The sequence below is a fragment of the Streptomyces sp. A0592 genome, from assembly GCF_004795115.1.
Lineage (GTDB): Bacteria > Actinomycetota > Actinomycetes > Streptomycetales > Streptomycetaceae > Streptomyces > Streptomyces erythrochromogenes.
On record NZ_SSBM01000015.1, the window covers coordinates 21124 to 34497 of the forward strand.

The window sequence follows — 13374 nt, forward strand, 5'->3', positions numbered from 1 at the left end:
AACGGGGCCGGGCGGGGTGCCGGTGGCCGGGTGGCTCAGACGCCGATGGCGACGGTCGGCTCGCCGCTGGTGATGCCGTCGGCCTCCATCTGCGCCGCGATCTTCATCGCCTCTTCGATGAGGGTCTCGACGATCTTCGACTCGGGGACGGTCTTGATGACCTCGCCCTTCACGAAGATCTGGCCCTTGCCGTTGCCGGAGGCGACGCCGAGGTCGGCCTCACGGGCCTCGCCGGGGCCGTTGACGACGCAGCCCATGACCGCGACGCGCAGCGGGACCTCCATGCCCTCCAGGCCCGCCGTGACCTCCTCGGCCAGCTTGTAGACGTCGACCTGGGCGCGGCCGCAGGACGGGCAGGAGACGATCTCCAGGCGGCGCGGCTTGAGGTTCAGCGACTCCAGGATCTGGATGCCGACCTTGACCTCCTCCGCCGGCGGGGCGGAGAGGGAGACGCGGATGGTGTCGCCGATGCCCTCGGAGAGCAGGGCGCCGAAGGCGACCGCGGACTTGATGGTGCCCTGGAAGGCGGGGCCGGCCTCGGTGACGCCCAGGTGCAGCGGGTAGTCGCAGGCGGCGGCGAGCTGGCGGTAGGCGTTGACCATGACGACCGGGTCGTTGTGCTTGACCGAGATCTTGATGTCGCCGAAGCCGTGCTCCTCGAAGAGGGAGGCCTCCCACAGCGCGGACTCGACCAGCGCCTCGGGGGTGGCCTTGCCGTACTTCTTCAGCAGTCGGGCGTCGAGGGAGCCGGCGTTCACACCGATGCGGATCGGCGTGCGGGTCTCGTTCGCGGCCTTCGCGATCTCCTTGACCTTGTCGTCGAACTGCTTGATGTTGCCCGGGTTCACGCGGACCGCGGCGCAGCCGGCGTCGATCGCGGCGAACACGTACTTCGGCTGGAAGTGGATGTCGGCGATGACCGGGATCTGCGACTTCTTGGCGATCACGGCGAGCGCGTCGGCGTCGTCCTGGGTCGGGCACGCCACACGGACGATGTCGCAGCCGGAGGCGGTGAGCTCGGCGATCTGCTGGAGCGTCGCCCCGATGTCGGAGGTCCTGGTGGTGGTCATCGACTGCACGGAGATCTGTGAGTCGCCGCCGACGGCCACCTTGCCGACCTGGATCTTGCGGCTGACCCTGCGGTCGGCAAGCTTCGTCGGCACGGCCGGCATTCCGAGTGAGATGGCAGTCATCTGCTGTGCAACCCCAAGGTGTGGATCAAGGTCCCGAGATCGGCGGGCTCCAGGCTTCGAGATTACGCCAACCAAGCGGCGGGCCGTGCATCCGAGGGGGTGCGCCACCCGAACGTAGGGAGCCGGGCACGATCCGTGCCCGGCTCCGGTACGACTGGGGTAGGCCCCCGCGAACTAGGTGATCTTGATCGGGTTCACCACGTCGGCCACCATCACCAGCAGGGTGAAGCAGATGAACAGGCCTGCGACCACGTACGCGACGGGCATCAGCTTCGCCACGTCGAACGGGCCGGGGTCGGGGCGGCGGAAGATCCGTGCCACGCCCCGCCGGAGCGACTCCCACAGGGCGCCGGCGATGTGCCCGCCGTCGAGCGGGAGCAGCGGCAGCATGTTGAAGAGGAACAGCGAGAGGTTGAAGCCGGCCAGCAGGTTGAGGAAGAACACCAGCTGGTGCTGGGCGGGGATGTCGAGGGTGAAGATCTCACCGCTGACGCGTGCCGCGCCGACGACGCCCATCGGGCTGTCCTGCTTGCGCTCGGCCCCGTTGAAGGCCGCGTTCCACAGGTCCGGGACCTTGGACGGCAGGGCGACCAGCGACTGCACGCCGGCCTCCATCATCTCGCCCATGCGCTCGGCGGACTGGCCGAAGGTCTGCGGTACGTAGCCGGAGGCGGGCGCGAAGCCGAGGAAGCCCGCGGTGACGTACTCGTCCTTGACGTACCTGCCGCTGCCGTCGGTCTTGGCGACCTTGTTCTCGATCAGGTTCGCCGTGAGGTCGAGGCGCTCGCCCGCCCGGACGACGGTGATCGTGGCGGGTCCTACGGTGGCGCGGATGTCCTTCTGGAGGGCGGACCAGTCCTCGACCTGGCGGCCGTTGAACGCGACGATCCTGTCGCCCGCCTGGAGGCCCGCGGCCCTGGCGGGTGCGGCCGGGTCGCCGGGCTGGCACTTGTCGCGCTTCTCGCTCTGCTGGATGACGCAGTCCGAGACGGTGGCGACCGAGGTGGTCTGGGTGTTCAGTCCGAAGGTCATCAGGGTGGTGAGGAAGATCGCCACGGCCAGGACCAGGTTCATGAAGGGGCCGGCGAACATCACGATCACGCGCTTCCACGGCTTGCGCGTGTAGAAGAGCCGGCTCTCGTCGCCGGGCCGGAGCTCCTCGTACGCCGCCGAGCGCGCGTCCTCGATCATGGACCGGAACGGCGAGGTGGACCGGGCGGTGACCTTGCCGTCCTCGCCGGGCGGGAACATCCCGATCATGCGGATGTAGCCGCCCATCGGGATGGCCTTGATCCCGTACTCGGTCTCGCCCTTGCTCCGCGACCAGACGGTCGGGCCGAAGCCCACCATGTACTGCGGCACGCGAATGCCGAACAGCTTGGCCGTGGAGAGGTGCCCCAGCTCGTGCCACGCGATGGAGACCAGCAGGCCGACCGCGAAGATCACGATTCCGAGCACCGTCATCAGAAGTGTCATGCGCGCGCCTCCGCGGCGGCCCGAGCCGCCATCTCCCGCGCCCGGGCCCTGGCCCAGGCCTCTGCTTCAAGGACGTCCTGGACGGTCAGGGAGGTTCCCGACTGCGGTGTCCCGTGCTCATCGACCACGGCAGAGACCGTATCCATGATTGCTGTGAACGGCAGCCGACCGGCCAGGAACGCCTCGACGCACTCCTCGTTCGCCGCGTTGAACACGGCCGGGGCGGTGCCGCCGAGGCCGCCCACGTGTCGGGCGATGCCCACGGCGGGGAAGGCCTCGGTGTCCAGGGGGAAGAACTCCCAGGTGGAGGCCTTGGTCCAGTCGAAAGCGGGGGCCGCGTCCGGGATCCGCTGGGGCCAGCCCAGGCCGATCGCGATGGGGCCGCGCATGTCCGGCGGGGTGGCCTGGGCGAGCGTGGAGCCGTCGGTGAACTCCACCATCGAGTGCACGTACGACTGCGGGTGGACGACCACCTCGATCTGCTCGAACGGGATGTCGTAGAGCAGGTGGGCCTCGATGACCTCCAGTCCCTTGTTGACCAGGGTCGCCGAGTTGACGGTGATGACCGGGCCCATGGCCCAGGTGGGGTGGGCGAGCGCGTCCTCGACGGTCACGCGTCCCAGCTCGGCGCGGGTGCGGCCGCGGAACGGGCCGCCGGAGGCGGTGACCACGAGCTTGCGGACGTCGGCGCGGGTTCCGGCGGCGAGCGCCTGGAAGAGCGCCGCGTGCTCGGAGTCCACGGGGATGATCTGGCCGGGCTGCGCGAGGGCCTTGACCAGCGGGCCGCCGACGATCAGCGACTCCTTGTTGGCCAGGGCCAGGGTGCGGCCCGCCCGCAGGGCCGCCAGGGTCGGCGCGAGGCCGATGGAGCCGGTGATGCCGTTGAGGACGGTGTGGCACGCGGAGGCGGCGAGCTCGGTCGCGGCGTCCGGCCCGGCCAGGATCTCGGGCAGCGCCTCGCCGGGGCCGTACTGGGCGCTCAGCGCCTCTTTCAGGGCCGGTACGACGTCTTCGCGGGCGACGGCCACCTTCTCGACCCGCAGCAGCCGGGCCTGCTCGGCCAGCAGCGCCACCCGGCCGCCGGCGGCGGACAGGGCGGTGACCCGGAACCGGTCCGGGTTGCGCAGGGCGAGGTCGATGGCCTGGGTGCCGATGGAGCCGGTGGACCCGAGGATCACGATGTCCCGGCGGCCGGCCGCGGGGTCGAAGAGGAGGTGCGGGTCGGCGAGGGGGGCTGGACGGTCGCTCATGCCCCCATTGTTGCCGCAAGTCAGGGGCGGCCCGACACGGAGCCCCCTTCCGTGACCCGCAGGAGGAGGTGCGGCAGCGTTCCGGCGAAGTCGGGGAGCGTGCGGGCGGTCCGCCACCAGGCTTCCGGGTCCTCTGCGAGGGCGACGGTGAGCAGCCGGTACGCCTCGGCGTGGGCGGCGAGGACGGCGTCCGGGTGGTCGTGCCGGTCGGGGTGGTCCACGTCACCGAGCCAGTGGTCCTCGTCGAGGGCCCAGCAGGCCGGCAGCTTGTGCCGGATCACGTCGATGCCGGTGAGCAGGCCGCGGTCGAGGCAGTCGCGCACCCAGCGGATGTCCTCCTCGACGCTCTCCATGGGCACGGCGAGGCTCGCGAGGGCCAGCTCGCGCTCCACGTCCCCGGAGGGTTCGGCGGCCGTCGGGGCCAGGTGGCGTACGGCCCGGGCCAGTTCGGGGTCCGGCTCCTGTGCGCCGTCCGGTGCGGGCAGGTTCCCCTCGACGACGCCCGCCACGAGTGCGGGCAGCGGCCCGGGGTGCCCGGGGGCGTGCCGCAGCAGCTCCGCCCACAGCCTCGGGTCGTCCCCCAGCGGGCGCAGGGCCCGCATCACGGCGGTCTGCATGCCGGCCTGTTCGGGCAGGGTCCAGCGCAGGGAGCGGCGGCGGGGGAGGTGGCCGAGGAGCAGGGTGTGGCGCGCGGGGGCGACGTGGGCGACGAGTTCCTCGTGCGTGAGCCGTCCCATCCGTACGGCGCGGACGGCGGGCCGGTGCCAGGAGCGGGCGTCGATCGGCGCCGCGGCGGTGGCGAGCAGCCCGCTGGCGGCCTCGCGGGGCAGGTCGGCGGCGAGCAGCAGGGCCTCGACGGAGCCGGCGGGCAGCGGACTGCGGGCGTGCTCGGCGAGCAGCAGCCCGGGGTCGGCCTCGTGGGGCAGCGCCAGGATGTCCAGGGGGACGCGCGGTCCGCGCCGGCCGTGCCGGCGCAGCAGGCCGGCCAGCTCGGCGGCGGTGAGGGGCTGCGCGGCGGGGTCCCGGCCGAGCTCGGCGCGGAGCACGGGCAGGAGCTCGGGCGGGGTGCGGCGGCGGGCGTAGCGGGCGGGCCCGGGCAGGCCGGGCAGCGGCCTGCCCACGACGCGGGGGTTGCGGGCGATGTAGCCGCGGTCGGCGGCGGCGCCGTGGCGCAGCAGCAGGGTGACGGTGGAGGCCGCCAGCCATTCGTCCCGGCAGAGGTACTTCAGGGCCGGCCGGTCGAGCCGGCGGCTCATGTCGACGACGACATGGTCCGGTGCGTGGCGCAGCAGGTGCGCCACGCACCAGGCCAGCCGTCGGCTGGTGCGGTCCTGCTCGGCCGTCGACATCGTTCTCGTCCGCCTCGTGCTGTGCTCGTTCGCGTGCCGGGTCCGCACGCGTACTCATCCTCGTACGCCTGTCCGACGTGCGGCGATGATCGCAGGTCAGCGGATGGGGCGGTGCACGTTTTTCCGGTTCGAGGGGCCGGGGGCGGCGTCCGCGATCCAGGGGCCGTCGCCGGAGGGGTCGAGGACCCCCTCCTCCAGCCAGGCGTAGGTCCCGGACAGGACGCCGGCGACGACCTTGCGGTCGAGGTCGTCGGTGTTGGACCAGAGCCGGCCGAAGAGCTCCTCGACGCGCAGCCGGGACTGCTCGCAGAACGCGTCGGCGAGCTGGTACGCCTCGCGGCCGTGCTCGCCGGAGGCGCGCAGGTGCTCGGCGCGGACGCAGGCCGCGCTCATCGCGAAGAGCTCGGCGCCGATGTCGACGATCCGGCCGAGGAAGCCCTGCTTGGTCTCCATGCGACCCTGCCAGCGGGACATGGCGTAGAAGGTGGACCGGGCGAGTTTGCGGGCGCTGCGCTCCACGTAGCGCAGGTGGGTGGACAGGTCGGGGTGGCCGCCGGGGTGGAAGGCCCGGTAGGTGCCGGGGACGTGGCCCGGGCCGGTGGCCAGTTTGGGCAGCCAGCGGGCGTAGAACCCGGCGGCGCGGGCGCCGGCCTTGGCCTTGTCGCCGAGTGCCTTCTCGGGGTCGATGAGGTCGCCGGCCACCGACAGGTGGGCGTCGACGGCCTCGCGGGCGATCAGCAGGTGCATGATCTCCGTGGAGCCCTCGAAGATCCGGTTGATGCGCAGGTCGCGGAGCATCTGCTCGGCGGGGACGGCGCGCTCGCCGCGGGCGGCCAGGGACTCGGCGGTCTCGAAGCCGCGTCCGCCGCGGATCTGGACCAGTTCGTCGGCCATCAGGCAGGCCATCTCGGAGCCGTAGAGCTTGGCGAGGGCGGCCTCGATGCGGATGTCGTTGCGGTCCTCGTCGGCCATCTGGGAGGCGAGGTCGACGACCGCCTCGAGGGCGAAGGTGGTGGCGGCGATGAAGGAGATCTTGGCGCCGACCGCCTCGTGCTCGGCGACGGGCCGGCCCCACTGCTCGCGTACCCCCGACCACTCGCGGGCGATCTTCAGGCACCACTTGCCGGCGCCGACGCACATGGCGGGCAGGGAGAGCCGGCCGGTGTTGAGTGTGGTGAGGGCGATCTTGAGGCCTGCGCCCTCGGCGCCGATGCGCTGGTCCGCGGGGACCCGCACCTGGTGGAAGCGGGTGACGCCGTTCTCCAGGCCGCGCAGGCCCATGAAGGCGTTGCGGTGCTCGACGGTGATGCCCGGCGAGTCGGCCTCGACGACGAAGGCGGTGATCCCGCCGCGGTGGTTCTCCGACTTCGGCACCCGGGCCATGACCACGAGCAGGTCCGCGACGACCCCGTTGGTGGTCCACAGCTTCACGCCGTCGAGGACGTAGGCGTCGTCGCCGTCCGGGACCGCGGTGGTGGCCAGGCGCGCCGGGTCGGAGCCCACGTCGGGTTCGGTGAGCAGGAAGGCGCTGATGGCGGTGGTGGCGCAGCGCGGCAGGTAGGCGTCCTTCTGTGCCTGCGTACCGAACATCTTCAGGGGCTGGGGCACACCGATCGACTGGTGGGCGGAGAGCAGGGCCCCGATGGCCGGGCTGACCGAGCCGACCAGGGCGAGCGCCTTGTTGTAGTAGACCTGGGTGAGGCCGAGGCCCCCGTACTTGGGGTCGATCTTCATGCCGAGGGCGCCGAGCTCCCCCAGCCCGCGCACGGTCTCGTCGGGGATCTTCGCCTCACGCTCGATGAGGGCGCCGTCGATACGGGTCTCGCAGAACTCGCGCAGCCGGGCGAGGAAGGCCTCGCCCCGGCGGACGTCCTCGTCGGCGGGGAGCGGGTGGGGATGGATCAGGTCCAGCCGGAACCGTCCAAGGAAGAGTTCCTTGGCGAAACTGGGTTTGCGCCAGTCCTGTTCCCGGGCCGCTTCCGCGACCTGTCGTGCCTCGCGCTCGGTCACCTTGGGCTGTGTGCCGCTGGGCTGTACGGGCTGTGTTGCGGACATGAGGGGACTCACCTCGCCGCCGGAGTCGGTGGTACCGGCCTACTGGCCGGTGCTACCTGTGAGTCGTACCCCGCCCGGCTCCGCGGGAAAAGCCGGGGCGGACCAGTCGGGGGAATCGCCGGGCCCGGGGGCCGGACCCGGCCCGGAAAAGGGGACGGCCGGAGCCCCCGCACAGTGGGCTCCGGCCGTCGGCTTCCGGGCCGTACGAATCAGATGTCGAGGCCGGTCAGGACCAGGACCCGCTCGTACGTGTAGTCGTCCATCGCGTAGCGGACGCCCTCGCGGCCCACACCGGACTGCTTGACGCCGCCGTACGGCATCTGGTCGGCGCGGTAGGACGGCGCGTCGCCGATGATCACGCCGCCGACCTCGAGCTCGCGGTGGGCGCGGAACGCGGTCTGGACGTTGCGGGTGAAGACGCCGGTCTGCAGACCGAACTTGGAGTCGTTCACCGCGGCGAAGGCCTCGTCGGTGTTCTCGACCCGCAGCAGGGTCAGGACCGGGCCGAAGACCTCCTCGGTGGCGAGCTTGACGCCTTCGGGCACGTTCGCGAGGACGGTGGGCTCGTACGAGGCACCCTCGCGCTTGCCGCCGGTGAGGAGCTTGGCGCCGGCGGAGACGGCCTCGTCGACCCAGGACTCGACGCGCTCGGCGGCGGCCTGGGAGACCAGCGGGCCGACGTCGGTGGCGTCGTCGTTCGGGTCACCGGTGACCTGCGCCTGGACCTTCGCGACGACCTTCTCCACGAGGCGGTCGTAGACGGAGGCGTCGGCGATCACGCGCTGCACGGAGATGCAGGACTGGCCGGCCTGGTAGTTCGAGAAGGTCGCGATACGGGTCGCGGCCCAGTCGAGGTCGGCCTCGGAGGACCAGTCGTCCAGGACCACGGCCGCTGCGTTGCCGCCGAGCTCCAGGGTGCAGTGCTTGTGGGGCACCGACTGCTGGATGGCGTAGCCGACCGTGTCGGAACCGGTGAAGGAGATGACGGGGAGGCGCTCGTCCTTGACCAGGGCGCACATCTTGTCGTTCGCGACCGGCAGGACCGACCAGGAGCCGGCCGGGAGGTCGGTCTCGGCGAGCAGCTCACCCAGGATCAGGCCGGACAGCGGCGTGGCCGGGGCCGGCTTGAGGATGATCGGCGCGCCGACGGCGATGGCCGGGGCCACCTTGTGGGCGCACAGGTTCAGCGGGAAGTTGAACGGCGCGATGCCGAGGACCGGGCCCTTGACGAAGCGGCGGGTCAGGGCGAGACGGCCGACGCCGCCGGCGTCGGTGTCGAGGCGCTGGGCCTCGCCGCCGTTGAAGCGGCGGGCCTCCTCCGCGGCGAAGCGGAAGACGGACACCGCACGGCCGACCTCACCGCGGGCCCACTTGACGGGCTTGCCGTTCTCGGCGGAGATCAGCTGGGCGATCTCCTCGGTGCGCTCGGCGAGCCGCTTGGAGACGTGGTCCAGGGCGGCGGCCCGTACGTGGGCGGGGGTCGCGGAGAACTCCGCCGTCACGGCGTACGCCGCGGCCACGGCCTCTTCGACCTGCTCGTCGGTGGGCACGCTGACCGTGCCGACCAGTCGGCCGTCCCACGGGGAGTGGACGTCGAAGCTGTCCTCGCCGGTGGCCTGGCGGCCGGCGAGCCAGAAGGCGTGGGTGGAAGTCATGCGAATCCCGGCCCTTCGGTGGTGTGCGGTGGGTCCTGACCCCTCCACCGTAGGACTCCGCGGGGGATTCGGCGTTTGTCCGGGGTGTAGTACCGGCCGTCGGGGTCGCGCCGGTTTGTCACTGTCGCCCGCCCCGGCGGCCCGCTGCGGGAGCTCTAGGTGGGGGTGGAGGTGGCCTTGAGGGCGAGCCACAGTTCCATGCGGACGTCCGGGTCCTCCAGGGAGCGGCCGAGGATCTCCTCGACCCGCTTCATCCGGTAGCGCAGGGTGTGCCGGTGCACGCCGAGGTCGGCGGCGGCCGCGTCCCACTGGCCGTGGCGGGAGAGCCAGGCCTGCAGCGAGGCCACCAGGTCCCCGCGTCCCGTCGCGTCGTGGTCCCGCAGCGCGCGCAGGGTGCCGTCCGCGAAGGCCCGTACCGCGTCGTCGGCCAGCAGCGGCAGGACCGAGCCCGCCGCCATCTCCTCGTGCTCCACCATCGGGCGCCCGCGCCGGCGGGCCACGGCGAGGGCCTGGTCGGCCTGCTTGAGGGCCGCCGCGACGCCGCCGGGCCCGGCGGGCGCGGACAGCCCGATCACCAGCTCGTCGGGCTCCGGGCCGGCCGCGTCGCGGCCGCGCCGGGCCTCCAGGGCCTCCGCGTGGCCGGTGCACGCCTGCACGGCCGAGCCGCCGTCGGAGGCCAGGACGACGAGCCGCCCGGGTTCCGGCACCACGAGCAGCGCCTCCCCGGTGCGGGCGGCCGCGGACTCCACCGCGTCGCTCAGTAGCGCCAGGCCCTCCGGCTGCGCCGTGCCCGCCAGCGCCGGCTCGGCCACGACCAGCCGGAACGGCGCGTCCAGCAGGGACCCGTAGAGGTCGCCGGCCACGGCCCGGGCGTGCTCCGGCTCGTCCGCCAGCAGCATCCGCAGCACGGCCGCCCCCAGCCGGGACTCGGCGTCGTGCAGCGACCGCGACCGCTCGGTGGTCAGCGTCAGCAGCGCGACCGCGGAGTGCACGGCGTAGCGCTCGGCCGTGCCCAGCGGGGCCCCGGTGCCCACGGCGAGCGCGCCCCGCGCCCGCCGGCCGGTGCCCAGGGACTGGAGCTCGACGCGGTCCTCGGAGCCGCCGACCACGGCGCTCGCGGGCGCGGGCCGCTCCCGCAGCCGCTCCACGTCGGGCGTGAGCCGGGCGGCGCGGCGGGCGGCCCAGTCGGGGGCGGCCGCCACGACCGCGCCGGAGGTGTCGTAGAGCGCCGCCCAGCCGTGCACGTGCGCCGCGAGCCTGGCGAGCAGTTCAGCGGGCCCGTCGGCGGAGAGCGCGGCGCGGGTCAGTTCGCGCTGCGCCTCGAAGCCCGCGGTCACGGCCCGGTACTGGTCGGCCGCGAGGGCCGCGGAAACGGCCTTGCTGATGGCGAGGAAGGGCGTCCGGCGGGGCACCTCCAGCAGCGGCATGTCCTCGGTGCGCGCCGCTTCGACCAGCGCGTCGGGGACCGCCTCGTAGTTGACGCCGATCGCGAAGCCGATGCCGACCACTCCGGCCGCGGCGAGGCGGCGTACGTAGGCACGCATCTCCTGCGGGTCGTCGGCGTCCAGCTTCATCGCGGTGATCAGGAGCAGTTCGCCGCCCTCCATATAGGGGACGGGGTCGGCGAGCTCGCTGACGTGGGCCCAGCGCACGGGGGTGTCCAGGCGGCTCTCGCCGGCCCGGACGCTGAGCTTGAGCGCCGAGTGCTGGACGAGTGAGGCGAGGGTCAGCGGCATCGGTAACCAGGAGCCTTAGCGGGAGGGGGGCGGCGGAGGAGAGCCGTCAGCCGTCGAGGCTTTTCGCCGTGTCGTACGAACGACTCCCCTCGATTCTGCCACCCCGTACGGGTCGGGGTGCGGGTCAGGCCGTTCCGGCCAGTCGGACCAGCAGCGGGGCCGCCCGCTCCCCCTTGACGGAGGTGAGCGAGAGCACCGCGTGCCCCGGCGGCACCGCGTGCGCCAGGTCCGAGGCCGACCACCGCTCCCGCTCCACCTGCCGCACGGTCACCGCGTCCGTGGTGACGGCCTTGCCGGTGACGAGCTTGCGGAAGGCGTGGATCGCCCGGGTCAGCGGCTGGTCGGCGAAGACCGTGCGGTGGGTGACGTCGCGTGTCTCCACCCACTCGGTGCCCCAGGCCTCGGCGAAGCGCTTGCCGTCCCAGGTCGTGACCCCGGAGAAGGCCATCCGGCAGCCGACCGCCCCGAGCAGTGGCATGCGCAGCGCCTCCGGTACGTCGTCCAGCGAGCGCAGGGTCAGCAGTACGCCCGCGTGCGCCGAGCGCAGCCGCTGGACGCCGCGCACGGTCTCGGCGGTCAGGGTGTGCGAGGCGTCGTCGAAGGCGAGGAAGGCGAAGAGGGAGCGGTCGGCGCGGGCGGCCGCGGCGGCGTTGAACTGCGCGAGCAGCAGCCGGGCCAGCATCCGGGAGGCGTCGGCGTGCCCCCGCTCGGGAAGGTCGACGCGGACCCGGATCGGGTGCTCCAGGGCGCGCAGCGAGAACGGCCGGCCCTGGCCGGTGGTGTCGAAGAAGCCGGCGAAGGCGGGCCGGTCCAGCAGGGCCACGCGGTCGGCGAGGGCCGGCCCGGGGTCGCCGTGCGCCCCGTGCTGGCGGGTGCGGGCGTCGAGCTCGCGCAGCATCGACTGCTGTGCGCCGTCGGCGGCGAGCTCGCGGCGCAGGGCGTCGAAGGCGGCCGGGACCCGGTCGAGCAGTTCGCGCAGCTCGGGCACGGCGGGGAAGCGGCCGTACGCCGCCCGGAAGGGTCCGAGGAGCTGGGCGAGGGCGGTCGCCGCCCGGCGCACGTCGATGCCGGGGACGTCCCCGACGAAGGCCTCGGCGAGCAGGGTCGCGGCCTCGTCGGGGTCGCTGGCCCCGCCGTAGAGGTCGAGGTCGTAGACGGAGGCGGGGTCGCCGATGCGGACCACGACGTCGTAGGCGGCGTCCGGCCCGAGCTGGGCCCCGGCGGCGCCGACGGCGACGACGGCGGCCTGGCCGGCGAGCGCCTGGAGGGCGAGGGACTCCACGACGGGCCGTACCAGGCGCTGGGTCTTGCCGGTGCCGGAGGGGCCGACGGCGAGCAGGGAGGTGCCGAGGACGTCGGGGTCGAGCGCGAGGGAGGTGCCGCGGCGGGCGTACGGGTTGCGGACGCCGTCCTCGACGGTGCCGAGCAGCACCTGCCGGGCCAGCAGGTCGTGCCGGGCGGCCCGCACGGGCAGGTCACGGTCCCCGGAGGGGTGCACGCAGGCCCCGGCGCCCTTGTCGCGGACGGAGTCGGCGAAGGCCCGCATGCGGGAGGGGTCGACTCGCACGGAGTCCCAGGCCCGCCGGATGCGGGCGTAGTCCACGTCGTTCATCCGCCCGCCCCCGGCCTCCCCTTCGAGCCGATCGGCCACCTCCCCGAGCCCGGCCCCCCGCAACTGCGGCCACCGCACGGGATCGTCCTCACTGCCGGCCTGGGGGGCGGGCGGGTGCGGGCGGTCCGCGCTCGCGGGTTCCGCCGCTCCGCCGGCACCCGAGAGACGGCGGACCAGGCCCACGACCCCTCCGAGGAGGGCGAAGGCGAGGACGAGGACCACGTCGATCACGGTCCGGGTGGTGTCCACGACGGCCCGGTTGGCCACCGGATCACCGTCGAAGGTGAGGAATCCCTCCACCAGCTGCCGGATCGGCAGCTGGTAGTTGTGCACGAGCACGATCGTCACGTAGGCGAGGGGAACCACCGCGAGGGCCTGCACGACGGGGCCGCGGGCGACGACCAGGCGCGTCCAGACGGTCCGCCAGTTGCCCAGTCGGCCGAAGCCGTAGAGGAGCGCTGCCACGAAGAGCAGCTCGTAGATCGGCTTGGCCTGTACGCCTCCCGTCTTCGCGACGGGTTCACCGTTCGCGGCCCACCAGCTGTCGGGCGTGAACAGCTTGAGCGGTGTGTCCCAGAACGGGATGTAGGTGTTGCGCATGAGCGACCAGACGAGGACGCAGCCCAGGAAGGAGATGAGCGCGCCGCTCGCCAGGGCCCGGTCGGGGGTCCGCTCGGGCTCCACCGCCGCCCGCGGTGTGTGGCCGTAGCGCCACACACCCGGCTCGGCGGCCGGGCGCGGCGTGCCGATCCAGTCGGCGAGGGCTGGCGTCTGTCCTGGGGCGCCCCCCGGAGCGTGGCGGGGTTTCGGAGGGTGCTCGGGGGATGCGGCAGGCCTTGGTACGTGACCCGCGCGGATCGCCTGTCCGTCGTACGTGCCCTCGGTGTCCATGAACCCCTGCCCCCTGCCCATCCCTTGCCCTGCGGCGCTCAATGTAGTGCCCGGCCCGGGCCTTGGGGGCGCGCTGCGCCCGTACCCGGTCCCGAGCCACGAGACACGGCTCGCTCCCTTCCTATGGCCGTCGCGGACAAGGACACGCTGAGATCAC

The 13374-nt window shown here is 73.2% G+C and carries 8 protein-coding genes; all 8 read right to left on the reverse strand.

All coding sequences use genetic code 11. The annotated features are described in order from the left end of the window. Nucleotides 1–35 precede the first annotated feature (35 nt). The 8 genes from ispG to E6U81_RS21645 all read right to left on the reverse strand — a co-directional run bounded on the left by ispG (nt 36) and on the right by E6U81_RS21645 (nt 13217). Nucleotides 36–1193: a flavodoxin-dependent (E)-4-hydroxy-3-methylbut-2-enyl-diphosphate synthase gene (gene ispG, locus E6U81_RS21610; RefSeq protein WP_030651122.1), complete on the reverse strand. Its 1158-nt coding sequence runs from the start codon at nt 1191–1193 to the stop codon at nt 36–38. A 174-nt stretch (nt 1194–1367) separates the two neighbouring features. Next, nucleotides 1368–2669, reverse strand: coding sequence for a site-2 protease family protein (locus E6U81_RS21615; protein WP_136231755.1), 1302 nt, complete (start codon nt 2667–2669; stop codon nt 1368–1370). Next, nucleotides 2666–3919, reverse strand: coding sequence for a 1-deoxy-D-xylulose-5-phosphate reductoisomerase (gene dxr / locus E6U81_RS21620; RefSeq protein ID WP_136231756.1), 1254 nt, complete (start codon nt 3917–3919; stop codon nt 2666–2668). The genes E6U81_RS21615 and dxr overlap by 4 nt, the downstream gene beginning before the upstream one ends. A gap of 20 nt (nt 3920–3939) precedes the next feature. Beyond that, nucleotides 3940–5268 (reverse strand): hypothetical protein, encoded by a 1329-nt coding sequence (locus E6U81_RS21625; protein WP_136231757.1) that lies wholly within the window; start codon nt 5266–5268, stop codon nt 3940–3942. 96 nt (nt 5269–5364) lie between these two features. Beyond that, nucleotides 5365–7323 carry an acyl-CoA dehydrogenase family protein gene (locus tag E6U81_RS21630; RefSeq protein WP_136231758.1) on the reverse strand — a complete coding sequence of 653 codons (1959 nt, stop codon included), beginning with the start codon at nt 7321–7323 and terminating at the stop codon, nt 5365–5367. 209 nt (nt 7324–7532) lie between these two features. Beyond that, nucleotides 7533–8978, reverse strand: a complete 1446-nt coding sequence (locus E6U81_RS21635) for an aldehyde dehydrogenase family protein (RefSeq protein WP_136231759.1) — start codon at nt 8976–8978, stop codon at nt 7533–7535. Nucleotides 8979–9133: 155 nt separating this feature from the next. Beyond that, on the reverse strand, nt 9134–10714 hold the full coding sequence (locus E6U81_RS21640) for a PucR family transcriptional regulator (protein ID WP_136231760.1): 1581 nt from the start codon (nt 10712–10714) through the stop codon (nt 9134–9136). 124 nt (nt 10715–10838) lie between these two features. Then, nucleotides 10839–13217 carry an ATP/GTP-binding protein gene (locus tag E6U81_RS21645; RefSeq protein ID WP_136231761.1) on the reverse strand — a complete coding sequence of 793 codons (2379 nt, stop codon included), beginning with the start codon at nt 13215–13217 and terminating at the stop codon, nt 10839–10841. Nucleotides 13218–13374: the final 157 nt, after the last annotated feature.

Bases quoted from the DNA above. Each gene is read 5' to 3' on its own strand.
- E6U81_RS21615 (WP_136231755.1), bottom strand. From the start codon at position 2,669: ATGACACTTCTGATGACGGTGCTCGGAATCGTGATCTTCGCGGTCGGC.
- dxr (WP_136231756.1), bottom strand. From the start codon at position 3,919: ATGAGCGACCGTCCAGCCCCCCTCGCCGACCCGCACCTCCTCTTCGAC.
- ispG (WP_030651122.1), bottom strand. From the start codon at position 1,193: ATGACTGCCATCTCACTCGGAATGCCGGCCGTGCCGACGAAGCTTGCC.
- E6U81_RS21625 (WP_136231757.1), bottom strand. From the start codon at position 5,268: ATGTCGACGGCCGAGCAGGACCGCACCAGCCGACGGCTGGCCTGGTGC.
- E6U81_RS21640 (WP_136231760.1), bottom strand. From the start codon at position 10,714: ATGCCGCTGACCCTCGCCTCACTCGTCCAGCACTCGGCGCTCAAGCTC.
- E6U81_RS21645 (WP_136231761.1), bottom strand. From the start codon at position 13,217: ATGGACACCGAGGGCACGTACGACGGACAGGCGATCCGCGCGGGTCAC.
- E6U81_RS21635 (WP_136231759.1), bottom strand. From the start codon at position 8,978: ATGACTTCCACCCACGCCTTCTGGCTCGCCGGCCGCCAGGCCACCGGC.
- E6U81_RS21630 (WP_136231758.1), bottom strand. From the start codon at position 7,323: ATGTCCGCAACACAGCCCGTACAGCCCAGCGGCACACAGCCCAAGGTG.